The organism is Microbacterium suaedae, from assembly GCF_003254645.1.
In the GTDB taxonomy this organism is placed as follows: domain Bacteria; phylum Actinomycetota; class Actinomycetes; order Actinomycetales; family Microbacteriaceae; genus Microbacterium; species Microbacterium suaedae.
Genome location: NZ_PNFD01000004.1, coordinates 58091 through 82699, shown reverse-complemented (window position 1 = coordinate 82699; position 24609 = coordinate 58091). Strand labels below are relative to the sequence as shown.

The window sequence follows — 24609 nt, the reverse complement described above, 5'->3', positions numbered from 1 at the left end:
TCGCGGCATCGGTTCCGTTTCGAGGCTGAGATGTCTGCTGATACTTCTTCCGGCGCGCCCGCGCGCCTCCCGCTTCACCGTGCTCTGCTGCGCCTGGTGCCCTTCGCCAAGAAAGATCTCCCGCGGATCGCTCTGGGCGGGCTGTCGGCGCTCGGAGCCTCCGTCGTCGCGCTCCTGATCCCGACCGCCCTCGAATGGATCGTCGGCGGTCCCATCGCGAGCGGCATGACCTCGGCCGTCGTCTGGGGCGCGCTCGCCGTTCTCGGGCTCGGGCTGCTCGAGGCGGTCATGGTCTATCTGCGCCGCTGGCTCGTGCTCGCCCCGGCGACGGCGATCGAGTACAACGTGCGGGCGTCGTTCTACAACCGCCTGCAGAAGCTGCCGATCGAGTTCCACGATCGCTGGCAGGGTGGGCAGCTGCTCAGCCGGATGATGCAGGACATCGGCCTCATCCGCCGGTGGATGGCATTCGGGTTCATCATGCTCGTCGTCAACTGCCTCACGGTCGTGATCGGATCCGTGCTGCTGTTCCAGTGGCACTGGCTGCTGGGTGCGATCTTCGTCGTCTCGGGCATCCCGCTCTGGATCCAGGGCTACCGGTTCCACAACGCGTACAGCCTCCTGACCCGGCGGAGCCAGGATCAGCAGGGCGATCTCGCGACCAGCGTCGAGGAGAGCGTGCACGGGATCCGCGTGCTCAAGGCGTTCGGCCGCGGACCTCACGCGCTGAGCCGCTTCACGACCCAGGCGGAGGGCCTACGCGGCACGGAGATGCGCAAGGCCCGCGAGATCGCCGTCGTCGACTTCGTGCTCGTGCTCATGCCCGAGCTCGCTTTCGCCGCGTGCCTCGCGACGGGTATCTGGCTGACGGCCGACGGGCAGGTCGAGATCTCGCAGCTGTTCGCCTTCTTCGCGATGGCGACGATCCTGCGGTGGCCGATCGAGTCGATCGGCTTCCTGTTCTCCTTCATGCTCGACGCGCGTACCGCGACCGATCGCATCTTCGAGGTGTTCGACGCGGTCGACACCATCACGGATCCGGTGTCGCCCGTGTCGATCGAGCGACCGCGCGGCGCACTCGCCTTCGAGAACGCGCACTTCCGCTATCAGGACGCGCGCGAGCACGAGCGCGACCTTCTCGACGGCATCGATCTCGCCCTCGAACCGGGGGAGACGATGGCCCTCGTCGGTCTGACGGGATCCGGGAAGACGACGCTCACGACACTGCCGACGCGCCTCTACGATGTCACAGCAGGACGCGTGAGCCTCGACGGCGTCGACGTGCGCGAGATGTCGCTCGTCGAGCTGCGTACGCACATCGCGACCGCGTTCGAGGACGCGACGCTGTTCTCGGCATCCGTGCGCGAGAACGTGCTGCTGGGGCGCGACGACCTCGATCTCTTCTCAGAGGAGGCCGACCGCGTCATGCGCGAGGCCCTCGCCGTCGCCCAGGCTGATTTCGTCGAAGAGCTGCCCGACGGCGCTGCGACGATGATCGGCGAGGAGGGCATGAGCCTGTCGGGAGGCCAGCGGCAGCGTCTCGCTCTCGCGCGCGCCGTCGCGGCGCGGCCGAAGGTACTCGTCATGGACGATCCGCTGTCGGCTCTCGACGTCAACACGGAAGAGCGTGTGCAGACCGAGCTGAAGCGAGTTCTTGCCGGCACGACGGCGCTCGTCGTCGCGCACCGGCCGTCGACTGTTGCGCTCGCCGATCGCGTCGCACTGCTCGAGAACGGCCGCATCGCCGCCGTCGGCACGCACCACGAGCTGATGGCGACATCGCCGAGCTATCGCTCGGTTATCTCGAGTTTCGAGGCCGACGAGCGTGAGGCCGAGCGGGTGCGCAGGGACCCGAACCCCACCTCGGAGCTGGACATCCTGGCGGGCACCGTGCACGCCGACGACGCGGACGAGGAAGGCGCACGATGAGCACGACGGTTCAGGGCGTCGCGGGCGAGGACCGCAACGACTACACGCGCGAGGAGAGCCGGGCGATCCGTCGCCGTTCCTGGCGGCTGCTCGTCTCGCTCCTCGTCCCGCTCAAGGGGCAGGTCGCGCTCACGGCGATCGTCGTCGTCGCGCAGACCGGCATCCGTGTGCTCGGTCCCGCGCTGCTCGGGCTGGGGCTCAACGAGGCACTTCCGGCCGTCCTCGACGGCGACGACTGGGGGCTGACGTGGCTCATCGCGGGCGCCTACGCGCTCACCGCGATCCTGGGCGCGGGGATGCTCGCCTGGTTCGACATGCTCTCGGCCAGGCTCACGCAGACCGTGCTGCTCGACCTCCGGCGCCGCGTCTTCCGTCACACGCAGCGGCTGAGCCTCGAGTTCCACGAGACGTACACCTCGGGGCGCATCATCTCGCGCCAGACGAGCGACCTCGAGACGATCCGCGAGCTCATGAACGGCGGCCTGCAGCAGCTCGTCAGCGGCGTGCTCTACGGCGTCTTCACGTTCATCGCGCTCATGATCATCGACTGGCAGTCGGGCGCGGTGATCGTGCTCGCGTGCATCCCCCTCGCCTTCCTGATGCGCTGGTTCTACCGCCGCTCGCAGCTCGCGTACCGCGACACCCGCGTCATCAGCGCGCAGGTGATCGTGAAGTTCGTCGAGACGATGACGGGGATCCGCGCGGGCAAGGCGTTCCGCACCGAACCCCGCAACGAGAAGCAGTTCGGATCCCTCGCGTGGGACTACCGCAACGCGAACATGCGCGTCATCCGGCTCTTCGGCACGTTCGAGCCCGGGCTCATGGCGATCTCGGCGTTCGCGATCGGAGCGGTCGTCCTGTGGGGCGGCGTGCGCATCACATGGGGCGAGTTCTCCGTCGGACTGCTGCTCGCGGCTGTGCTGTACGTGCGGAACTTCTTCACGCCTCTGCAGGAGGTGGCGATGTTCATCAACTCGTTCCAGGCGGCCTCCGCAGCGCTCGAGAAGGTGTCGGGCGTGCTGCAGGAGCAGCCGACCGTTCCGGACCCCGAGAAGCCGGTCGCCCTGCCGGAATCGCGTGGCCACCTGCTGTTCGACGACGTCACCTTTGCGTACGGCGAGGGCAAGACGGTGCTTCCCGACTTCCGGCTCGACATCCCGGAGGGGCAGACCGTCGCGATCGTCGGCACGACGGGCGCCGGCAAGTCGACCCTCGCGAAGCTGGTCTCGCGCTTCTATGATCCGACGGAGGGTCGCGTCACCCTCGACGGGATCGATCTGCGCGATCTCGCGCCGGAGGATCTGCGTCGCGCCATCGTGATGGTGACGCAGGAGGCCTACCTGTTCAGCGGATCCGTCGCCGACAACATCGCGCTCGGCAAGCCGGGGGCGTCGATGGAGGAGATCGTGCGCGCGGCCGAGGCGGTCGGAGCGCACGAATTCATCGAGCAGCTCCCCGACGGCTACGACACTGATGTGAACAAGCGCGGTGGTCGCGTCTCGGCGGGGCAGCGCCAGCTCGTGTCGTTCGCGCGGGCCTTCCTCGCGGATCCGTCGGTCCTCATCCTCGACGAGGCCACGGCGTCGCTCGACATTCCGTCCGAGCGGATGATCCAGACGGCCCTGCAGACCCTGCTGGCCGATCGCACGGCCATCATCATCGCGCACCGGCTGTCGACCGTCGAGATCGCCGACCGGGTGCTCGTGATGGAGCACGGCCGGATCATCGAGGACGACGCGCCCGCAGCGCTCAAGGAGGGCACGGGCAAGTTCGCCCAGCTGCACCAGGCGTGGCAGGACTCGCTCGTGTGAGTCGCCGCCGACGAGACGAGGCCCGCATCCCAATGGGATGCGGGCCTCGTGCATGAGGGATGGCGGCGGAACCTCGGTGGGGGGAGGGGAACCTAGGTCCCGCCGCCAGTCTGAGAGCCGGATCAGAGCATGATCTCGGCAACCACCTCACCGTACTCGGTTTCGTCGACCGGTGTGAAACCGACACGTCGGAAGAACGCCTCCGGTCCGAGCTCGCCGGCCTCGTAGACGACGGTGAGTCGGTCGAAACCGCGGCGTCGCGCCTCGTCGATGACCGCCTGGACGGCGAAGCGACCGGCGCCGCGCCCCTGAGTGCCGGCGTCGACATTGATGCGCCAGAGGGCGGCGCGAAGGTGCTCGCTCTCTGCATCGGGGTCGAAGTAGGCACGCACGAACGCGACGACGTCGTCGCCGTCGACGACGACGCGCTGCCAGGTCTTCTGGGGATCGGCCACCACCATCGCGACGGAGTAGGTCGTCGGGGCGATGAACTCCTCTTGCCCCGGCTTCAGCGTGAGACTGTTCGCGGCGACGATCGTGTCGGCCGACAGCTCTTCGACGTGCAGATCGGTCATGCAGTCAGCGTAGAGCACCCTCGAGGCGGGAGGGAAGACGGCGCCGTCCGCGGGTCATGCACGGACGGAGACGGGCGACCCGATCTGGAGGAAGGAGTAGACCCAGGCGGCGGCCGACTCGGTGAGGTTGACGCAGCCGTGGCTCATTCGCGCGCCAGGGCCGAAGTTGTTGTGCCAGTAGGTGCCGTGGAAGCCCTGGTCGCCGTTGAAGTACGTCGGGTGCGGCACGTTCGCCGTGCAGTAGTCGAACGACGTGTCCGGATCGGGTACGTAGTTGCCCTGCGCATCGCAGTCGCCCATGTGCTGGATCGTCAGCTGGCCGTAGACGGTGAAATCGCCGACCTGGGTGTCATAGCCTGGCTTGCCGATGGCCATCGGGAAGCTGTTCACGAGCTGCTTCTCCCCGCCGTTGACCGACTCGTAGAAGTAGGCGCGTCCCTCGCTCTTCATGACGACCGAGCTGCGAAGACGTTCGGTCGTCTCGTGCGCGACCTTCTCTCCCTCAAGGGCGATCTCGGCGCCCGAGGCGAGGGAGGTGAGCTGCTCGGCGATCTGCACGTCTGCGCCGTCCGTCGACGTGACGCGGTATCCGTCCTGGCCCTCGGTGAGAACCTTGCTCACGACGCCGGCCGCGTCGACGACGACGTCGCTGTCGACCGGCTCCTGGCCGACCTTCGACGGCAGCTCGTCGACGTATGCGCGGATGCTGCTCGTCTTCGCCGCGATGTCGAGCTCGCCGGCATCCGAGACCGTGACGTCGAGCCACTCGGCCGCCGTCTCAGCGGGGACCTCGTCGACGACGTCGCCGTCGAGTGTGAACGATACGCCGCCGACGGCGGCGTTGAGCTTCGTCGCAGCGTCCTCGGCTTCGGCCGTCGTGAAGGGGGCGTCCTGTTCCGTGACGATCGCGTCAACCGAGATCGCGGAGGCCGCGGCGGCGAGCGGTGTCGCGCCGGAGGCGATCGCCTGCACGCCCTGCTCGGCCGCGAGCTGGGAGCCGATCTCGTCGGCGAGCGCGTCGATGTCGATACCGCGGCCCGCCTCCGCGGGGGTCACCGCGTAGGCGCCGTCGACGTAGGCGATGCTCGCGTTGACGGGATCCGTGTAGGAATCGGGGAACGCACTCACCAGCGACTCGCGGATCGCGGCAGCGTCGACCGTGAGATCGGCGTCGACGTCGCCGGAGCCCCACGTGCCGATCTGCCACAGAGGTGCCGCATCGAGGGCCTGCTGTGCGGACTGCTCGGCGTCGACGGTGAGGCCGAGGTCGGCGCCGGAGAACGTCTCGGTGGTGTCGTCGACGGAGACCGTGATCGGCATCTCCGCGATGTGCGCCGCGATCGACTGCTGAGCGCCGCTGACGCGCTGCACACCCACCTCGGCACCGAAGACCGTGGTGCCGGGGGCGATGAACGTCGTGCCGACGAACGCGAGAGCGCCGACGGCGACGACCGCGACGGTCGGGATGCCGATGCCGAGCCAGAGCTTCTTGGCGGATCGCTTCTTCGGCTGCGGCGCGACCCACTGCACGTGCGGCTCGCTCGTCGAATCAGCGCTGTCGGTGCGCGTCGGCTCGGTCACCAGATCGGTCATCGAGATCTCCTCCCCAATTCGCGCGACGCATCACGCGGGTCACCGACCATGATATTGGGCACACCTCCATGTGGGCGGGGGAATCGATCACGAAAGGTTCACGATCGCAGTGGACCGCATGACAGGATCGTTGTCGAATACTCTTCTCGTGAATCCCGGAGGATCCGCATGGCTGAGGTCGTCATCGTTCCCGATCGCGCGTCTGCGGGCGCTCTCGTCGCAGACGAGATCGCCGCTCTCGTCACACGCCGACCCGACGCCGTCCTCGGCCTCGCGACAGGCTCGACGCCGCTGCCTGTCTACGAGGCGCTGCGTGCGCGGCTGCAGGGCGTCGATGTCTCCCGGGTGCGCGGCTTCGCTCTCGACGAGTACATCGGGATCGACCCCGCTCACCCCGAGGCGTACGCGTCAGTGATCGCGCGGGAGGTCGTTGAACCCCTCGGGCTCACGCCCGAGCTGATTCGCACGCCGCCCGCGCATGACGATGATGTCGCCACGGCGGGCGAACGCTACGACGAGGCGATTCGCGCCGCAGGCGGCGTCGACGTGCAGATCCTCGGGATCGGCACGGACGGGCACATCGGCTTCAACGAACCCGGATCCTCGTTCGCCTCGCGCACGCGGGTGAAGACGCTCACGCGGCAGACGCGCGAGGACAATGCGCGGTTCTTCGGATCGATCGACGAGGTGCCGCGTCACTGCCTCACTCAGGGGCTCGGCACGATTCTCGAGGCGCGCCACCTCGTGCTGCTCGCGTTCGGCGAGGGCAAGGCAGAAGCTGTCGCGGGGGCCGTCGAAGGGCCCGTGACGGCCATGCTCCCGGGATCGGCGATCCAGCTGCACCCGCACGTCACGGTCGTCGTCGACGAGGCCGCTGCGTCGCAGCTGCGCCTGGTCGACTACTACCGTGACACGTTCGCCGGCAAGCCGGAGTGGCAGGGGATCTGACCCCCGGATCTACTTCTTGTCGCGTCCGAGGAGGGGCCCGTAGAGGAAGCCGGCGAGCAGTCCGCCGACGATCGGGAAGAGCAGGAACACCCACAGCTGGGCGAGCGCGTCGCCGCCTCCGTACACCGCGGCGGCGAGGGAACGGGCCGGGTTCACCGACGTGTTGTCGACCGGGATCGTCACGAGGTGGATGAGCGTGAGAGTGAGTCCGATGGCGAGACCTGCGAGGGCGGGATTGCCCCGCTTCGCGTCGGTCACGCCGAGGATGACGAACAGGAAGATGGCGGTGAAGACGATCTCGACGACGATCGCACCGACGATCCCGAATCCACCGGGGGACATCTCGCCCCATCCGTTGCTGGCGAAGCCGCCGTCGCGGGCGGCGGCGAGCCAGCCGTCCTGCGACGATCCGATGAGTGCGATGATGCTCGTCGCGGCGATGCCTCCGAGCAGCTGCGCGACGATGTAGCCGGGAACCGCTCCCCACGAGATGCGGCCGGCAGCCGCCGCTCCGAGCGTGACAGCGGGATTGAAATGACCGCCAGAGATCGGGCCGAACGCATAGGCGCCGGCGACGACCGTGAGGCCGAAGGCGAGTGCGACGCCGACGAAGCCGATGCCGAGGCTCGATCCATTGGCGCCCGTTCCGAAGTCGGCGGCGAACAGGGCAGATCCGACGCCCCCGAGAACGAGCAGGAATGTGCCGAGGAACTCGGCGATGAGCGCGGATGAGGTGGCGGGCCGCGCAGCCCCGGTCGTGTCGTCCCCCATGGTCAGCCTCTCCTCGAGATCCGTGTCGCGGCCGCGACAGGCTCAAGCTAGCCCGGAGGGCGGACGCCTGTCTACGGGTGCTGGAGAAGCTCGTCTCGCGGCGCGAACACCTTGCCGGGGTTGAGCAGACCCTGCGGATCGAACACGTTCTTGATGTCGCGCTGAAGCTGCCACTGCTTCTCGCCGAGCTCGTCGGCGAGCCAGCGGCTCTTGAGCACGCCGATGCCGTGCTCGCCCGTCAGGGTTCCGCCAAGGCGTATGGCGGCGCGGAACAGATCGTCGGCCGCTTCCCAGATCCCGGGAGGCACCTCTTCCCCGTCGAAGATGAAGTTCGGATGCAGATTGCCGTCGCCCGCATGCGCGACGGTCGGGATCCGCACGCCGTGGTCGCGTTCGACGCGCGCGATCTCGTCGAACATCTCCGCCATGCGTGAGCGCGGCACCGAGACGTCCTCGATCAGCGTCGTGCCGAGCGACGCCATGCCCGGGTGCATCGCGCGGCGGATGCGCAGCAGCTCCTCGCCCTCGGCCCGGTCGCGCGTGACGCGGACCTCGGACGCGCGCCGACGGAGGATGTCGGCGATGCTCTCGGCTTCGGCCGTCGCAGCGGGCCCGTCGGTCTGGATCGTCAGCTGCGAGGCTCCGGACGTCGGCGCATCCAGGCCGAGCACGCCGCAGGCCGCCGAGAGGCTCGCGTGGTCCATGAGCTCCATGATCGCGGGTTCGACACCCGATGCCGTCACAGCTGAAGAAGCGGCTGCCGCCTCGCGCACCGAGGGGAACATCGCGGTGAGCGTGCACACGTCGCCCGGGACCGTGCGGCGCAACTTGAGCGTCGCGCCCACGATCACGCCGAGCGTCCCTTCGGACCCGATCATGAGGCTCGTGAGATCCAAGCCCGTCACGCCCTTCACGCTGCGGTGGCCCATGCGCACGAGAGAACCGTCGGCGAGGACCACGTCGACGCCGAGCACGGCGTCGCGGGTGACACCATACTTCGCGCAGAGCAGCCCGCCCGCGCCCGTCGCGATGTTCCCGCCGACCGTGGAGATCTCGCGGCTGGCCGGGTCCGGCGCCCACCACAGGCCGTGGGTGGCGAGGTGCTCGTTCAGAGCGGCGTTCAGGATCCCCGGCTCGACGACAGCGAGCTGGTCGTCGGGCGAGACGTCGAGGATCCGGGTCATGTCCGCGACCGAGAGGGCGATCTCGCCGCCCCCAGCGTTCGCCGCGCCCGCGAGCCCCGTCAGGGCCCCCTGCGTGACGACCGGCGTCGTCGTCTCGCTCGCGATCCGCATCGTCGCGCGGACGTCGTCGATGGAGGCGGCGCGGACGACGGCGAGCGGGCGCTCGGCGGCGGCGTGCCCGGACCGATCACGCCGCGCCGCTTCGAGCGCGTCCGGATCCGTCGTCACACGGTCGCCGAGCGCTCCGCGCAGGGCGCCAAGGACGTCTGCGGATCCGGCAGTGCTCGCCGAACTCGCGTCGACGCGCCGTCGGGGTGCTGAAGGAGTGTCGTCGCTCATCACCCCAGTCTGCGACGACGAGCAGTCACGACACGCCTTGTCGAGGGGGGATACGCAGGGCGTGTCGCGGCTGCGTGCCTGTGCTGCCGCTCGTCAGCGCACGCCGCGCCGGCCGTGGAGCACGCCGACGACGACGCAGAACACGCCGACGGAGAGACCCGCCCAGGGAAGACCGAGCGCCCACAGCGCGAGAGTGGCGCTGACGAAGACGAGCAGCTCGACGACGGCGCGCACGTCGCGATGCAGGTGAAGGACGGCGCGGGGGGAGAGGAACAGCGCCCACACGAGGATCGCCACGAGAGGCGCGCCGAGCCCGAAGACGATGCTCCACGGCAGCGGCCAGGCGAGGAAGCCCCAGAGCGCCAGTGACCCGAACGCGAGAAGCTCGCTGAGGAATCGGAGGACATCGAGCACCGTGATGCGCGGACGGGCGACGTCGGGCGACGGATTCTCGGGCATGACACCAGTCTACGAACGGCCGGCCGTGAACTCGGCCGGAACGGAACCTGCGGCTGATGCTCGCGGTGAATAGAGTGGATGGAACCCGTTGGGCGGCGTCGCCGGCGCGCGCGGACGGCTGAACGAAGGGGAGATACGAACGTGAGTGGAATCCTGGGGGCCGCAGGAGGTGTCGCCGTCGTCATCGGGCTCATCATCCTGCTCGTCGTCGCGGCGATCATCGCCCTGATCGTCACGCTGCTGATGCGGGCCTGGTACAAGGTCGCGCGGGCCGACGAAGCGCTGGTGATCGTCGGACGGAAGCAGAAGAAGGGGACGGGACCGACGTCCAACGTCGCGGTGATCCGGGGCGGCGGCGCGGTCGTGAACCCGATCACGCAGCGCGCCGAGACGCTGTCGCTCCGCGCGCGCCAGATCATGGTGCAGCCGACGGCGCAGTCGATCCAGGGCGTCACGGTCGACGTGACGGGCGTCGCGCTCGTCAAGGTCGGATCCGACGGCGAATCGATCGCGCGCGCGGCCGAGCGCTTCGTGTCCCAGGACAAGGCCATCGAGGTATTCACGACCGAGCAGCTCGAGGGTGCCCTCCGCGGCGTCGTCGCGACGCTGTCGGTCGAGCAGCTCATGCGGGACCGCCAGGAGCTCAGCGACCAGATCGCCACGCTCATCAAGAGCGATCTGGAGGAGCAGGGTCTCGTGCTCGACAGCTTCCAGATCCAGGGGATCACCGACGAGAACGGCTATGTTCACGCTCTCGGTGCCGAAGAGGTCTCGAAGGTCAAGCGCCAGGCCGAGATCGCTCGCATCGACGCCGAGCGCCAGATCAAGGCCCGCGAGATCTCGACGAGCGAGGAGACGCTCGTCGAGCAGACGGCGTACGACAAGAACCAGGCCGCGGCCGCCGCGGACGTCGGCGAGGCGCGCGCAGAGGCCGAGCAGGCCGAGGCGCTGGCGCGTGCGCGCGCCGAGCAGGGCGTCCTCATGCAGCAGGCCGAGAACAAGCAGGCCCAGCTGGATGCCGACGTCAAGCGCGTCGCCGATGCGTCTCAGTACGAAGAGCAGAAGAAGGCCGACGCGCGCGCCTACTCGCGCGCCAAGGATGCCGAGGCGGCGGCTGACGTGCAGCGTCGTGAGGCCGACGCCGACGCCTACTCGCAGATCAAGGCGGCCGAGGCAGACGCACAGAAGGCCGAGCGTGAGGCCGAGGCGATCCGCGTGCAGGCCGAGGCTGAGGCCGACGCTGCGCGCGCCAAGGCGCAGGCTGAGGCCGACGCGATCCGCCTGGCCGGTGAGGCGAAGGCGGCGGCCATCGAGGCCGAGGCCGAGGCGCTCAAGAAGAACCAGGAGGCGGTGCTCGCACAGCGCTCGCTCGACGTGCTCGTGCCGATGATGACCGAGTTCGCGAAGGGCTACGCAAACGTCGGCAATGTCACGGTGCTCTCCGGATCGGGCGAGGGCGGAGCGACGACCCACATGGCCGGCGAGGCCGCGATGGGCATGCGCGCCATGTTCGACACGGTGCGCGAGGCGACGGGAATCGACCTGTCGGGCGTCATCCAGGGCAACGCCATGGGGCGGGGCATCGCGTCCGGACAGGCGCAGGCACGGGCCGAGCAGGGTGCGCCCGCCGAGACGCCTGCAGCGCAGGATGGTCAGGAAGCGCCCGCCGCGGACTGAAACCCTCCCACACGCGCTCGCCGCGTGCCCTCGACATCACGAGGGCACGTGGCGAGCGCGTCTCTGTGTGACAGGGAAAGACGGCTGCCGCGGTCAGGACCGCAGCGCCAGCGCGAACGGCAGGACGGAGGCTGCTCCGGCGCGGCGCAGCTCGCGCGCGGCGATCGTCGAGGTCCACCGGCTGTCGACGAGGTCGTCGACGAGCAGGACGGGGCCAGCGGGGATGTCGAGGCCCTCGGCCGAGAATCGGTCCCGGAGATCGGCGACGCGGAACGCGCTGTTGCCACCCGGCCGCGCCGGGGGTGCGGCCGGGTCGGTCGTGAGTTCGCCGAGAAAGGGCAGGCGCCCGATGCGGGCGATGCCTTCGGCGAGGGAGCGGACCAGCATCGGCCGCGAGCGCGACGGCACCGCGGCGACGGCGACGGGCCGCTCGTCCCATCCCCATTCGGCGAGCACCCGCACGCACGCGTCGAGCAGGCGCGCGGGGACTTCCTGGTCGGGAGCAGTCGCGGCGAACAGCTCGCGCAGGGGGCCGCCCCAGCCGAGATCGGTGAGCCGGGCGAGCGCGCGCCCGGTGGCCGCCTGCTCGTCGGCCGGAATGCGGCCCTTGAGCGGAACTCCCAGCCGTTCGAGGCCGGTCGGCCACTGGCGCCGCGGCTCGATCGGCACGCCGACGCGATCGATCGCCGAGGCGGCGGCCGCCGTCGAGGTCTGGGCGATGTCGGCCGTCAGCCACGCGCCGGCGCAGTTGTCGCAGCGTCCGCACGGCGCCGCGGTCTCGTCGTCGAGGCGGCGCTGCAGGAACTCCATGCGGCATTCGGTCGTCTGCTCGTACGCGAGCATGTCGTTCTGCTCGGCGCGCCGTTCCTCCGCGATGCGGTCGTAGCGCTCGGTGTCGTAGGTCCATGTCGCGCCCGTCGCGGTCCAGCCGCCTCGCACGCGCTGCACGGCTCCGTCGACGTCGAGCACCTTCAGCAGCAGCTCGAGCCGGGTGCGCCGGATGTCGACCACGGTCTCGAGCGCTGCGGTCGACAGGGGTCTGTCCGACTCGTTCAGTGCCCGGATCACCCGCTCTGCGCGTTCCTGGTCGGGCATCGATGCCGTCGCGAAGTACCGCCAGATGTCGGCGTCTTCGGGGCCGGGCATCAGCACGACATCGGCGGAGTCGGTCGCGCGCCCGGCACGGCCGACCTGCTGGTAGTAGGCGACGGGCGACGACGGTGCGCCGAGGTGCAGCACGAATCCGAGGTCGGGCTTGTCGAAGCCCATGCCGAGGGCGCTCGTCGCGACGAGCGCCTTGACCTCGTTCTCTTTCAGCAGGCGCTCGGACTCCTCGCGCTCATCCGCGTCGCTCTGGCCCGTGTAGGCCCGCACCCTGTGCCCGTGCTCGCGGAGCAGCTGCGCCGTGTCGACCGCGGCCGAGACGGTGAGGGCGTAGATGATGCCCGAGCCCGGGAGATCATCAAGATGGCTGAGCAGCCAGGCGAGGCGCGCCGTCGCATCCGGCAGGCTCAGGACGCTGAGACGCAGGGACGAGCGGGCGAGCGGGCCGCGGATCGTCGTGACGCGATCGGATCCGAGCTGGTCGACGACGTCGGCCACGACGCGTGAGTTCGCCGTCGCCGTCGTCGCGAGCACGGGAACCGACGAAGGCATCTTCGCGATGAGATCGCGGAGGCGACGGTAGTCGGGTCGGAAGTCGTGGCCCCAGTCGCTGATGCAGTGCGCCTCGTCGACGACGAGCATGCCGATGCGCCGCACGAGCGTCGGCAGCTGCTCGTCGCGGAACGTCGGATTGTTGAGGCGCTCGGGGGAGACGAGGAGCACATCGACCTCGTCGGCGTCGAGACGGGCGCGCACGTCGTCCCACTCGTGCGCATTCGTCGAATTGATCGCCACGGCGCGCACCCCGGCGCGCTCCGCGGCGCGAATCTGGTCGCGCATCAGGGCGATGAGGGGGGAGACGAGGATCGTCGGTCCTGCGCCCTGCGCGCGCAGCAGCGCGGTCGAGACGAAGTAGACGGCGGACTTTCCCCACCCCGTGCGCTGCACGACGAGCGCGCGGCGGCGCTCTCCGACGAGTGCCTCGATCGCCTCGAACTGGCCATCGTGGAAGCTCGCATCGTCACGACCGACAAGGAGCCGGAGCGCGGCGAGCGCGTCGGAGCGGAGGGAGTCGTCTGTCATGCCCTCAGCTTCGCATCGACGTCCGACATGCGAAGCATCGCGCGACCGTCACCAGCGGTCGTGCACCTGCGGGCGGATCTTCTCGTCGTACAGGGCGCGCACATCAGAGACGAAGGACTCGGGGAGCGCGGTCACGTCAGCTGCCGCGGCGTTGCCGCGCGCCTGCGCTTCGTTTCTGGCACCGGGAATGACGGTCGTCACGCCGGGCTGCTGGATCACCCACGCGAGTGCCGCCGCGGCGGGCTCGATGTCGATGTCACGCGCGAGCGCGGAGAACTCGGCGGCCGCGTCGACGCCCGTCGCGAAGTCGACTCCGGCGAAGGTCTCACCCACGTCGAAGGCGGATCCGTCCCGATTGAACGACCGGTGGTCGTCTGCGGCGAAGGTCGTGTCGGCCGTGTACCGCCCCGACAGGAGCCCGCTCGCCAGCGGCACGCGGGCGATGACACCGACACCGGCCGCCTCGGCGGCCGGCAGCACGCGGTCGAGCGGCTTCTGCCGGAACGCGTTGAGGATGATCTGCACGCTCGCGACGTGCGGGCGTGCGATCGCTGAAAGCGCCTGCGTGCAGGTCTCGACGCTCACGCCGTACGCGGCGATCGCGCCCTCGTCGACGAGGGTGTCGAGATCGTCGAACACGCTGTCGGAGGCGAAGACGTCGTCGGTCGGGCAGTGCAGCTGCACGAGGTCGAGTGTGTCGACGCCGAGGTTGCGGCGCGAGCGATCCACCCAGTCGCGGAATGCGTCGTACGACGCGTAGCGCAGCGACGGGGCAGGCGCGCGGCGGATCATCTTCGTCGCGACAGTTCCTTGCCAACCGGGATTCGCGCGCCGCCACGCCGCGATCCGCTGCTCGCTGCGTCCGTCGCCGTAGACATCGGCGGTGTCGAAGAATGTCACTCCGGCTTCCGCGGCCGCGTCGAGAACGTCGAGAGCGGCAACCTCGTCGACATCGCCCCAGTCACCGCCGAGCTGCCACGTGCCGAGTCCGACGACCGACACCTCGCGCGCGGTTCGCCCCAGAATCCGATGCTCCACAGCTGCTCCTCGTCGTTGTGAACGCGTGGGATCAGCCTAGCGATCGCGGAGGGCGTGCGGCGCCGTTGACAGGCAGTCGAAGAAATGTTCGAATGGTGGCATGCGGTGGAGTGGACAGAAAATCGAAACCTCGTCCCCAGGCGAGCCCGCTCTTCTGCCGATGCCAGGTCTCGTGCGCACCGTCCGCACTCCCGAGTTCGCAGGGCTCACGTTTCATGAGGTCCGGGCGAAGACGGCGCTCAACCGCGTACCCGACGCCAGCCCCATGCCGTTTCGCTGGACCATCAACCCCTACCGCGGATGCAGTCATCAGTGCGTGTACTGCTTCGCCCGCGCCACGCATCGCTACCTCGACTTCGACGCGGGCGACGACTTCGATCGTCAGCTCGTTGTCAAGGTCAATGCGCCCGACGTCGTGCGGGCCGAGGTGGGGCGCCGATCGTGGCGGCGCGAACTCGTCGCGCTCGGCACCAACACCGATCCGTATCAGCGCGCTGAGGGTCGGTATGCCCTCATGCCGGGCATCATCCGCGCGCTCGGCGAGAGCGCGACGCCGATCTCGATCCTCACGAAGGGGACGCTCCTCCGCCGGGATCTGCCGCTTCTGAGCGAGGCTGCGGAGCACGTGGCCGTCGACATCGCGATGTCGATCGCTGTTTTCGACGACGAGCTGCAGGCCGCGGTCGAGCCCGGCACTCCGTCGACTGAGGCGCGCCTCGCGACCGTGCGGCAGGCGGTGGAGCGCGGATTCCGGGTGACCGTCTTCCTCATGCCGATCATGCCGTGGCTGACCGACTCACCCGAGCAGCTTGAGCACGCGGTGGAGCGGATCGCGGCCTCGGGCGCCACGCGCGTCGTCTTCGGCGCGCTCCATCTTCGCCCGGGCGCTAAGGAGTGGTTCCTCGCGTGGATCGCGCGCGAGCATCCCGAGCTCGAGGCGGGATACCGGCGCTTCTACGACCGATCCTCGTCCGCCCCGGCCGCCTATCGACGGCAGCTCGGAGCCCGCCTGCGCCCACTCCTGCGCCGGCACGGGCTCGACCCGCGCGATGACGAAGACCAGCCGGAGGTGCGTCGCGCCGCCCGGGTGGCGGCCGCGGAGACCCTCGCTCCGAGCCCGCAGCCGACGCTGTTCTGAGAACGCGAAGAGTCGCTGTTCGGATCAACGGAAATCCGCGTCCGCATCTCGCGGCGCGATGCCTACACTCGCCGAACCGCCCACCACGCAAGGAGAAGACGATGACGTCCGAAACTCTGGCACAGGCCATCGAACGCGTCGGCAGCCCCGTCGAGCTGCTGCGCAATCAGGATTGGCCCTCCATCACGTTCCCGATCCAGGCCGAGTTCACGAATTGGCGCGACGAGCAGCGCGCGTGGTCGCAGTCGGTTGCGATCATGGATCAGTCGCACCACATGACTCAGCTGTTCCTGCACGGAGCAGACCTGATCCCCCTGCTCGAGACGATCTCGCCGAACACGTTCCGGACCTTCAGGCCGGGGGTCGCGAAGCAGCTCATCAGCGTGAACGAGGACGGTTTCCTGATCGGCGACGGCATCCTGTTCTACAACTCCGACGGTCCGGAAGGGATCGTCCTCATCGGGCACCACATCCTCATCGACTGGGTGCGGTTCAATGTCGAGAAGGCCGCATCGGCGGGGAAAGACGTCCACCAGCGGCTCGAGGCGAACTCGAACATGCGCGAGGGCGATCCGACATTCTTCCGCTACGAGCTGCAGGGCCCGCGGGCCGACGATGTGATGGAGAAGCTGTTCGGCGGGCCGGTGCCCGAGGTGAAGTTCTTCCACATCGCCGACTTCGAGATCGCAGGGAAGAAGGTGAAGGCGCTCCGCCACGGCATGGCGGGCCAGCCTGGCTTCGAGTTCTACGGCGCCTACGCCGACGGCCCTGCCGTGCTCGAGGCGATGCTCGAAGCGGGCGACGAGTTTGACGTGCGGCGCGTCGGCGCGAAGGCGTACTCGTCGTCGCCGCTCGAATCCGGGTGGGTGCCGACGCCGCTGCCGGCGATCTTCGACGATGATCTGGCCGAGTATCGCGAGTGGCTGCCCGCAGCCCGCGCCGGTTCGATCGGGGGATCCCTGTACTCGGCCGACATCCGTGACTACTACGTGACGCCTTTCGACATCGGTCTCGGGCGCTCGGTGCGCTTCGACCACGACTTCCACGGCCGCGCCGCGCTCGAGCGCATCGCGGAGAACCCTCCCCGGCGCAAGGTGACGCTGCTGTGGAACTCCGAGGACGTCGCGTCCGTCGTACGCTCGCAGATCGAGCCGGGCACGCCGGCGAAGTTCCTCGACTTCCCGAAGGCCCGCTACGGCTTCTACCAGATGGACACCGTCGAGCAGGGCGGCGCCCAGATCGGGATCTCGACCGACGCCGGATACATCGCCTGCGACCAGCTCTACATGTCGCTCGCGACTGTCGACGAGAGCATCGCTGATGGCGACGTCGTCGATGTCGTGTGGGGTGAGGATCCGATCTCGCAGAAGCCGCAGGTGGACGCCCACCACCGGCAGGTGCGCATTCGCGCGACCGTCGCGCCGGCGCCGTATCACGACTACGCGCGTACCGCGTATCGCCAGAACAGCTGACGGGGCGTTTCAGAGCAGCTCGTATCCGAACGAGACGCCCGTCCCGGGTGAGGACGGCAGCCGGCGGAACCCGAGCCGCTCGTAGAACGCGATCGCGCCGCGATTGTCCTCGCCGGTTCCGAGGTGCGCCGCCGGAATCCTCCGGCGGCGCAGCTCGGCGAGCAGCGTCTCGATCAGACGGCGACCCAGTCCCTGCCCCTGCGCTTCGGGCAGCAGATCGATGTGCAGGTGCGCGGGGTGCGTCGACGCGTGCGGTTCGCGCCCCGGCGCGCGTGCCGCGGCGACGGACACGACGCTCCGGTGCCGCTCGGTCGGCTCCGGTACGGCGTAGCGCTCCGCCCGATCCGGCCACCACTCGTCGCGAAACCACTCCTCGAAGGCGTCGGTATCGTCCGTCGCGACGATGTAGCCGATCACACGGCCGTCGCCGGACTCGACGACCCAGCACAGGCCCGGATCGCGCTCGGCGTACGGCACGGCCCAGACGTCGCCCCACAGCCGGTCGTCGCACGCGAGCCCCGTGGCGTCGGATCCCGCGTCCGCCGTCCGGACGCACACGTCGTACAGCGCGTCGCGGTCGGCGGGGCGAGAGGGGCGGATCGTCGGCATGGGAGACCTACTTCGACGTGCCCTGAGACACGGATCCCTGCAGCTGGCGCTGGAAGAACACGTAGATGATCAGGACGGGGACGATCGTGATGACGACGGCCGCGAACAGCGATCCGAAGTCGACGTTGTACCCGGCCGACGAGGCGAAGGCGGCGAGCCCCTGCGAGAGCACGTAGCTGTCCTGGTCGGTGTTCAGAGCGACGGGCAGGAGGAACTGGTTCCACAGCCCGAGGAAGTTGAAGATCGCGATCGCGGCGATCCCCGGTCGCGCCTGCGGCAGCATCACCTGGAAGAAGGTGCGCCACTCGCTCGCGCCGTCGATGTAGGCGGCCTCCTGGATCTCATCCGGCAGGTTCTTGAAGAACGAGAACAGGAAGAACACCGTGAACGGCAGCGCGAAGGCCACGTAGGTGATGATCAGCCCCGGCAGAGTGTTGAGCAGGCCCATGTTCTGCAGGATGAAGAACAGGGGCACGATCGCGAGGAACACGGGGAAGGTGAGGCCCGCGAGCATCATGTAGTAGATGACCCTGCTGCCCGGGAGCGCGAATCGGGCGAGCACATAGGCGCACATCGCGCCGAGGATCATCACCAGCACGAGGGCGACGCCGACGACGACGACCGTGTTGACGAACATCCGCCCGAAGTCGTCCTCGGACCACGCCGTCACGTAGTTCGCGAAGCCCCATTTCTCGGGGAGGCCGAACGGCGAGGCGAAGATCTCCTCTGAGGTCTTGAAGGAGGAGAAGACCGTCCAGACCAGCGGCAGGATGACGATGATCGACCAGAGAATGAGCACCGCGTGCGAGGCGATGCCGACCGCGCGATCGCCGCGCGTCGTCTTCCGGTCCTGACGGTCCGCGCGCGCCGCGCGCTCGTCGATCGTGATGGTCGAGCGGGTGGAGACGCTCATGCTCGCCCTCCCTTGTCGCGGCCGCCCGTGGCCCAGTTGACGATGAACACGATCGCGGCGAACACGAGGGTGACGACCGCGAGCATGACGCCCATAGCGCTCGCCAGGCCGAACTGGCCCTTCTCGAATGCCGTGCGGAACAGGTACTGCGACATCACGAGCGTCGAGTTTCCTGGCCCGCCCGTCGCGTTCAGTGCCGCCATGTAGACGAAGGCGTCCAGGGCGAGGATGCCGATGTAGATATAGGCCGTCTGAACGTTGTCGCGGATCAAGGGCAGCGTGATGGCGAGGGTCGTGCGGAAGCGGCCCGCGCCGTCGATCCGTGCGGCCTCGAAGACCTCCGCGGGGATCCCCTTGATCGCGGCGATGAACAGCACCATGTAGAAGCCGACCATGCCCCACACGATGACGAAGATCGATGCGCCCATGGCCGTGCGCTGGTCGCCGAGCCACGGGAAGTCCTGTACGCCGTCGAAGCCGATCGCCACGAGGATGCCGTTCAGCAGCCCGCTCGGATCGTAGATCTGGCTCCACAGGAGGCCGATCGCGATCGCGGGGATCACGTAGGGGAAGAACGACACGACGCGGTAGAAGCTCGATGCGCCGAGTCCGCGGACCTGACCGTGGCTCGGGCCGCCCACGGTGATCATCGAGGCGAAGATGAGGGCGATCGAGAGGGTCACCAAGGGCACGACGAGCGCGAGGAACAGGCTGTTGCCCATCGACTGCACGAACGTCGGGTTCTGGAAGAGCCGGACGAAGTTGTCGACGCCGACGAAGTCCATCTCGGGGGAGAAGCCCGTCCAGTTCGTCAGCGAGTAGTACACCGCCTGCGCGAACGGCGAGATCACGAAGACGAAGAAGATCGCAAGAGGCAGCCCGAGAAAGACCGCGAGGAAGCTCACGTAGTCGGCCGTCAGGCGGCGCCGACGCCGGCGGGGCGCCGCGCGGCGCCCCGCCGGCGTCACGACCGCAACGGTGTCGAGCCCCGTCGCGGATCCGTGTGCGGGCGTCATGTCGCGGGGATCTTCTCGATCGAGTCGTCTTCGCGGACGCGGTCGGTGAGATCCTGGAGCTGCTTCGTGATCTCCTCGACACTCATCTTCCCATCGAGGAACGAGTTCCAGATCGGAAGCTGGTCGGAGTTCATGCCGTAGAGGTTGATGAACTTCACCGTGAAGACGTTCTGACCCGCGGCCTCGAGCATCTCGGTCTGCGAGACGAGCGCCGAAGACCCGAAGCCGTCGGCCGGCACGACGCCCTTGACGATGGGCGGCGACAGTTTCTCCTGGGCGAAGTAGGTTGCCGCCTCCTTCGAGAGCATGGTGCGCAGGAGCTCCTTGCCGCCGGCGGGGTTCTCGGCGTTCGAGGGGACGACGAAGGGCTCGCCCGCTTCGGCGCGCATCGTTCCCTGCGGAGTCGTCTGGTTGCCGTCGAACGGCAGCTCGGCGATGCCCGCCATCTCGAAGCCGTCGGCCGTCTGATCCTTCATCTCGTTCTCGATCCACGAGCCCGACGGATACAGGAGCGCCTCCTGGCCGTTGGACCACGACGCCTGCGCCTGCGTGAACTGCGTTCCTGAGCCGCCCGGCTTGACGTACCCCGACTGAATCAGCTCGTGGAACGTCGTCAGGATGTCCTGGATGACCGGGTGCGACCAGCAGCCCTCCTCGAGGTTCTCGAGTGCGAGGCGCACCTCGTCGCCGCCCTGGATGATCGCCGAGTCGACGACGAAGGTCTGGTAGTAGGTTGCGGCCTCCTTGCCCCAGAGGAACAGGTACTTGCCCTGTTCCTTCGCCTGGGCGCCGAGATCCGCGAGGTCCTGCCAGCTCGTGGGGACGTCCCAGCCGTTGGAGTCGAAGAGGCTCTTCGAGTACCACAGGCCGTACGTCGTCATCACGTAGTTCAGCGCCTTGAACTCGCCGCCGAACGTGCCGGGCGCCTTCACGCCGCCGTACAGCGTGTCGGCGATCTTCTCGCCCTCGAGGTTGTTCGCCTCGAGCACGTCATCGAGCGTCTCGAGCTGATCGAGGATCGTGTTCCATCCGATCGAGTTCGCACCCGAGTTGTCGATCAGATCCGGGGGAGTGCCCCCGACGAATCGAGGCTGCAGCTCCTGCGCGATCTTCGTCGATGCCGCGATGGTCGCCGTGACGCCGTCGTGCGAGCCCTGGAGGACCTCTGCCGCCTTCTCGACGTAGTCGGTGCCGTATCCGCCGTCGAAGATGACCGCGTCGATCGTGCTGTTCGCCGCGACGCCGAAGGGATTGTCAGCGGTCACGTCACCCTGTGGCTGCTCGTCACCCGTCCCGCCCCCGCCGCCCGGAGCTGCGCAGGACGCGAGCGAGGCGCCGAACGGCAAGAGCACGGCGCCAGCGATGGCGCCGCGAAGCAGATTGCGTCGACTGACGCGTGCCTCGTCGATGTTCATGGTGTTTTCCTTTCTGTCGACGATCGTCGTTGATCTGTCATTCAGGTCGTGGTGCGCCCGGAGCGCACCGAGCGGCGTGCGGGCCGGCGGTGATCCGACACCGCCATCGCAGAGGCCGCGAGCTTCGTGGCGATCCCGCCGAAGTCCTGCTGCGCCGTGATCAGGTAGATCAGATCGATCACGAGCAGCTGCGAGTGCTTCACCGAGAGGTCGTCAGGCTGGAGGTACTGCCCGGGGCCCGCCGTGACAAGCGTCACGTCGGCTTCGCGCGCCAAAGGCGATGCGGGCTCAGATGTGAGCGCGACCGTGAGGGCGCCGACGGATCGCGCCTGCGAGAGCATCTGGAGCGTCTCGTCGGTGCGTCCGGTGTTCGAAATGCCGATGGCGACTGAATCGGCGGTCTGCTGCACGGCGCTCGCGAGGCCGCTGTGGACGTCCGACCAGCTGTGTCCGTTGATGCCGATGCGGAACAACCGCATCTGCAGCTCGTCGGCGATGACCCCGCTGCCGCCGACGCCGTAGATGTCGAGGTGACGGCATCCGGCGATGGCGCGAGCGACCTGCAGCAGGCCCTCCAGGTCGATCCGCTCCGTCGTCTCCTGAAGCGCCTGCATGTGAGAGGCGAGGAGCGTGCGTGCGATCGTCTGCGGCGCGTCGTCCGGGCGGAAGTCGCGCCCGATGTCGGCGCTCCAGGATTCACTCACGTCGCCGCGTCCGATCTCGGAGGCGACCGCGACGCGGAACTGGATGTACCCGGGGAATCCGAGGAGGCGACAGAAGCGGGTCACGGTCGCGGGGGAGACATCCGCATCGTTTGCGAGCTCCGTGATCGTGCACTGCACGGGGGCCAGGGGGCGTTCTTCCAGCAGGTCGGCGATTTTCACCATCACCGCGGACATCTCGGCGCGCTTTTCGTCGATCTGCTGTGCGATCAGCAGGTTCCCGCCGTCGATTGCCGTGCGTGACACCATTGCCCCTTGAAAAACATCGTCGTCGATGAGTGGTGACAATGAAAATAATTCTTTTCGGCAGTGCCGTCAAGTCCGCGGGACGCGCGTGCGCCGCGTGGTGCGCACGCGGGGCCGGAAACGCAGATCCCCGCCCCCACGGCGTGGGGACGGGGATCTGAGGGGTGCGTGTCTCAGGCGAGCGCGCCGCGCAGCTCGGCGGCGGCCGTCGAGACGTCGGGTGCACCGTAGATCGCGCCGCCGGCGACGGCGATCTGCGCGCCGGATTCGCGGACGGCGGCGATCGACGCGGCATTCACGCCGCCCGCGACCGAGAAGGGGACACCCGACGCGCGGCCGGCCTCGAGGAGGCCGTCGAGCGAGTAGCCCTCCTGAGCCTGCTCGTCGAGGCCTGCGTGCATCTCGACGAAGTCGGCACCGAGCGCCACGACCTGCTGTGCGCGCGTCGCCTTGTCGGCGACGCCGATGAGGTCGACGACGACGCCCTTGCCGTGCTCCTTCGCCGCCTCGACGGCGCCGAGGATCGTGCTGTCGTCGGCTGCGCCGAGGACGGTCACGAGGTCGGCGCCGGCGGCGAAGGCGATGTCGGCCTCGAGCGCGCCGGCATCCATCGTCTTGAGGTCGGCGAACACGACCTTGTCGGGGTGCGCCTCCTTCATCGCGGTGATGGCCGAGAGGCCCGCGCTCTTGATGAGGGGCGTGCCGAGCTCGAGGATGTCCACGTGGTCTGCCGCGGCAGCCGCGAGCTCCAGGGCGTGGTCGGTGGTCAGCGTGTCGATGGCGAACTGGATCTTCATGTTCCTGCTTCCTATGGGGTGGCCGTCGCGGGGAGCGTCGGTGGGGTCATTCGAGGTTTGCGTGACGGGGCCAGATCTCATCGGCCGTCGTGCCGTCTCTCCGCCACAGGCCGTCGAAGACGGCGTCGCCGAGGAGCGCGACCGTCTGCTCGAACAGGCTGCCGGCGTACTGTGCGGACGCGGATCCCGATCGGTCGAGCTTGCCCGCGGCGGGCACGCGCACGACGAGGTGGGCGAGATCCGCGAGAGTCGATGCCGGATCGGTCGTGATGGCGGCGATCGTGGCGCCTGCGTCTCGTGCGGTCGTCGCGGCGCGGACGACGCCGCCCGTGGTGCCCGATCCGCTCGCGGTGAGGAGCAGATCGCCGGCCGCGATCGCCGGTGTCGTCGTCTCACCCGCGACGTGCACGGTCAGGCCCAGGTGCATGAGGCGCATGGCGGTCATCTGCAGCGCGATCCCGGAGCGCCCTGCCCCGAGGACGAAGACGCGATCTGCGGAGAGGAGGGCGTCCTCGAGCTGGGCGAGTGCGGGCTCCTGGGTGTCGGCGATCTCCGCGAGAGCGCGCCGCACCTCGTCTGAGATGCGATCGAGAGCCGCGGCGGACTCGGTCTGCGAGGTGGTCATGCGTCGATCCTCCCGGCAACGCGGAAAGCGCGCCCTCCGCCGGATGGGTACGCAGACTAGCCGGTCGGGTAGTGCTCCCTGAATGGCTATCCTGGGGCGATGGAGACGGAGCCCCCGGTGCGGTCGACGCGCGCACGTCTGTCGGAGCAGGCTCGAGCGCTGGCAGAGCAGTCCGACGCGCACGCCGTCGTGCTCGAATCGATCCTCGCGCCGCTGAGGTCGACCCGCCTCGACGACCGTGCCGCGCGACAGGCGGCGCTCGATGTGGCGGCCGCAGCGCTCGTCGATCTGAGGACGACGGCCGACGGGCGACAGCAGGATCGTCTGGAGCCCGTTGTCGGGGCATTCGAACGGCTCAAGCGGGATCTGCGCCCGCTCGTGCGCTTCGGTCAGCTGGACGTGCAGTTCGTCGAGCCGCCCTCGAACGGGCGCGCTCTGCCCGGCGATGTGGCGCACTCGGCGCGCGCGATTGCGAGAAGCGCTGTGCTGGGGGTCGTCGACGCGGCGGAAGCCCGACGTGTCCGGATCCAATGGGACTGCGACGGCCTCAACCTCCTCATCGCGATCCGCGACGACGGGAGCGGCGAGACCCACGCCCACGACGACTCCCTGCGGCCGATCGTCGAGCACGTCGCGGCGCTCGACGGGCGGCTCGAGGTCGCATCCACCCCGGGGTGGGGCACGGATCTTGCGATCACGATCCCGCTGGATCCCGTTCCACCCGCGATGCTCGGCGACGAGCTGACGGATCTCACGGCGCGTGAGCGCGATGTGCTGCAGTGTCTCGCCGCGGGATCGCGCAATGACGAGATCGCGCGTGAACTGCGGATCAGCGCGCACACGGTGAAGTTCCACATCTCGAAGCTCCTCAAGCGCACGGGGGCGCGGAACCGCGCGGAGCTCGCGGCCCTGTACGGAGCGGCGCCGACGAGCCGATAGGCGCCGGAGACGACGGAATCCCCTGATCGGAATAGCTTCTGATCAGGGGATTCTTTGGCGGAGGATGGGGGATTTGAACCCCCGAGGGCTTGCACCCAACACGCGTTCCAAGCGTGCGCCATAGGCCGCTAGGCGAATCCTCCTCAGCCCGAAGAAGGGCCTCGGGCAATATTACCCGTCTTGGTCCGCGTCGACCAATCGAGCGC

21 protein-coding genes and 1 tRNA gene are annotated in these 24609 nt (G+C 68.7%); 7 read left to right on the top strand and 15 right to left on the bottom strand.

Features of this window, described 5'->3' with window-relative positions; genetic code table 11:
• The first annotated feature begins 30 nt into the window (after positions 1-30).
• Positions 31-1929, top strand: coding sequence for an ABC transporter ATP-binding protein (locus C0012_RS12650; protein ID WP_111466971.1), 1899 nt, complete (start codon positions 31-33; stop codon positions 1927-1929).
• Positions 1926-3740, top strand: a complete 1815-nt coding sequence (locus C0012_RS12645; protein ID WP_111466970.1) for an ABC transporter ATP-binding protein — start codon at positions 1926-1928, stop codon at positions 3738-3740. The genes C0012_RS12650 and C0012_RS12645 overlap by 4 nt, the downstream gene beginning before the upstream one ends.
• 122 nt (positions 3741-3862) lie before the next feature.
• Here the strand turns inward: C0012_RS12645 and C0012_RS12640 are convergent, their stop codons facing one another.
• Complete coding sequence (locus tag C0012_RS12640) at positions 3863-4315, bottom strand: GNAT family N-acetyltransferase (RefSeq protein WP_111466969.1); 453 nt, start codon at positions 4313-4315, stop codon at positions 3863-3865.
• Between the two features lie 54 nt (positions 4316-4369).
• Positions 4370-5908 (bottom strand): L,D-transpeptidase family protein, encoded by a 1539-nt coding sequence (locus C0012_RS12635; RefSeq protein WP_111466968.1) that lies wholly within the window; start codon positions 5906-5908, stop codon positions 4370-4372.
• A 168-nt stretch (positions 5909-6076) separates the two neighbouring features.
• Between C0012_RS12635 and C0012_RS12630 the strand changes: the two genes are divergently transcribed.
• Positions 6077-6856 carry a glucosamine-6-phosphate deaminase gene (locus C0012_RS12630; protein WP_111466967.1) on the top strand — a complete coding sequence of 260 codons (780 nt, stop codon included), beginning with the start codon at positions 6077-6079 and terminating at the stop codon, positions 6854-6856.
• Between the two features lie 9 nt (positions 6857-6865).
• Here the strand turns inward: C0012_RS12630 and aqpZ are convergent, their stop codons facing one another.
• From aqpZ to C0012_RS12615, 3 genes are all read right to left on the bottom strand, one after another.
• Complete coding sequence (gene aqpZ, locus C0012_RS12625) at positions 6866-7627, bottom strand: aquaporin Z (protein WP_111466966.1); 762 nt, start codon at positions 7625-7627, stop codon at positions 6866-6868.
• Between the two features lie 71 nt (positions 7628-7698).
• On the bottom strand, positions 7699-9150 hold the full coding sequence (locus C0012_RS12620) for an FAD-binding oxidoreductase (RefSeq protein WP_111467201.1): 1452 nt from the start codon (positions 9148-9150) through the stop codon (positions 7699-7701).
• Positions 9151-9243: 93 nt separating this feature from the next.
• A complete protein-coding gene (locus tag C0012_RS12615; protein ID WP_111466965.1) occupies positions 9244-9609 on the bottom strand; it encodes a YrdB family protein in 366 nt (121 codons plus the stop codon).
• 141 nt (positions 9610-9750) lie between these two features.
• Between C0012_RS12615 and C0012_RS12610 the strand changes: the two genes are divergently transcribed.
• Positions 9751-11286 carry an SPFH domain-containing protein gene (locus C0012_RS12610; RefSeq protein WP_232527925.1) on the top strand — a complete coding sequence of 512 codons (1536 nt, stop codon included), beginning with the start codon at positions 9751-9753 and terminating at the stop codon, positions 11284-11286.
• Positions 11287-11379: 93 nt separating this feature from the next.
• Here C0012_RS12610 and C0012_RS12605 read toward each other — a convergent pair whose 3' ends face one another.
• The gene (locus C0012_RS12605) at positions 11380-13473 is read right to left on the bottom strand and encodes a RecQ family ATP-dependent DNA helicase (protein WP_111466963.1); all 2094 of its coding nucleotides are present in this window, start codon (positions 13471-13473) and stop codon (positions 11380-11382) included.
• 48 nt (positions 13474-13521) lie between these two features.
• A complete protein-coding gene (locus C0012_RS12600; RefSeq protein ID WP_111466962.1) occupies positions 13522-14511 on the bottom strand; it encodes an aldo/keto reductase in 990 nt (329 codons plus the stop codon).
• A 100-nt stretch (positions 14512-14611) separates the two neighbouring features.
• Here C0012_RS12600 and C0012_RS12595 point away from each other — a divergent pair, with 100 nt between their 5' ends.
• Together C0012_RS12595 and C0012_RS12590 are read left to right on the top strand one after the other, a co-directional pair.
• Positions 14612-15649, top strand: coding sequence for an Rv2578c family radical SAM protein (locus tag C0012_RS12595; protein WP_111466961.1), 1038 nt, complete (start codon positions 14612-14614; stop codon positions 15647-15649).
• 101 nt (positions 15650-15750) lie between these two features.
• A complete protein-coding gene (locus C0012_RS12590) occupies positions 15751-17121 on the top strand; it encodes an aminomethyltransferase family protein (RefSeq protein ID WP_111466960.1) in 1371 nt (456 codons plus the stop codon).
• Between the two features lie 9 nt (positions 17122-17130).
• Here the strand turns inward: C0012_RS12590 and C0012_RS12585 are convergent, their stop codons facing one another.
• The 7 genes from C0012_RS12585 to hxlB form a co-directional block, all read right to left on the bottom strand.
• Complete coding sequence (locus C0012_RS12585; protein ID WP_111466959.1) at positions 17131-17730, bottom strand: GNAT family N-acetyltransferase; 600 nt, start codon at positions 17728-17730, stop codon at positions 17131-17133.
• Between the two features lie 7 nt (positions 17731-17737).
• Positions 17738-18643, bottom strand: coding sequence for a carbohydrate ABC transporter permease (locus C0012_RS12580; protein WP_111466958.1), 906 nt, complete (start codon positions 18641-18643; stop codon positions 17738-17740).
• A complete protein-coding gene (locus C0012_RS12575; protein WP_111466957.1) occupies positions 18640-19659 on the bottom strand; it encodes a carbohydrate ABC transporter permease in 1020 nt (339 codons plus the stop codon). Before C0012_RS12575 ends, C0012_RS12580 begins: the two co-directional genes overlap by 4 nt.
• Positions 19656-21074 (bottom strand): N-acetylglucosamine/diacetylchitobiose ABC transporter substrate-binding protein, encoded by a 1419-nt coding sequence (gene ngcE, locus C0012_RS12570; RefSeq protein ID WP_110590530.1) that lies wholly within the window; start codon positions 21072-21074, stop codon positions 19656-19658. Before ngcE ends, C0012_RS12575 begins: the two co-directional genes overlap by 4 nt.
• A 41-nt stretch (positions 21075-21115) precedes the next feature.
• Complete coding sequence (locus tag C0012_RS12565; protein WP_232527924.1) at positions 21116-22042, bottom strand: MurR/RpiR family transcriptional regulator; 927 nt, start codon at positions 22040-22042, stop codon at positions 21116-21118.
• Between the two features lie 173 nt (positions 22043-22215).
• Positions 22216-22839 (bottom strand): 3-hexulose-6-phosphate synthase, encoded by a 624-nt coding sequence (gene hxlA, locus C0012_RS12560; RefSeq protein ID WP_110590528.1) that lies wholly within the window; start codon positions 22837-22839, stop codon positions 22216-22218.
• A gap of 46 nt (positions 22840-22885) precedes the next feature.
• On the bottom strand, positions 22886-23464 hold the full coding sequence (gene hxlB / locus C0012_RS12555; RefSeq protein ID WP_110590527.1) for a 6-phospho-3-hexuloisomerase: 579 nt from the start codon (positions 23462-23464) through the stop codon (positions 22886-22888).
• A 99-nt stretch (positions 23465-23563) separates the two neighbouring features.
• Here hxlB and C0012_RS12550 point away from each other — a divergent pair, with 99 nt between their 5' ends.
• Entirely contained in the window at positions 23564-24403 is an 840-nt protein-coding gene (locus C0012_RS12550) for a helix-turn-helix transcriptional regulator (protein WP_110590526.1), read from the top strand.
• A 55-nt stretch (positions 24404-24458) separates the two neighbouring features.
• Here the strand turns inward: C0012_RS12550 and C0012_RS12545 are convergent.
• Positions 24459-24546 (bottom strand) — tRNA-Ser (locus C0012_RS12545).
• Positions 24547-24609 lie beyond the last annotated feature (63 nt).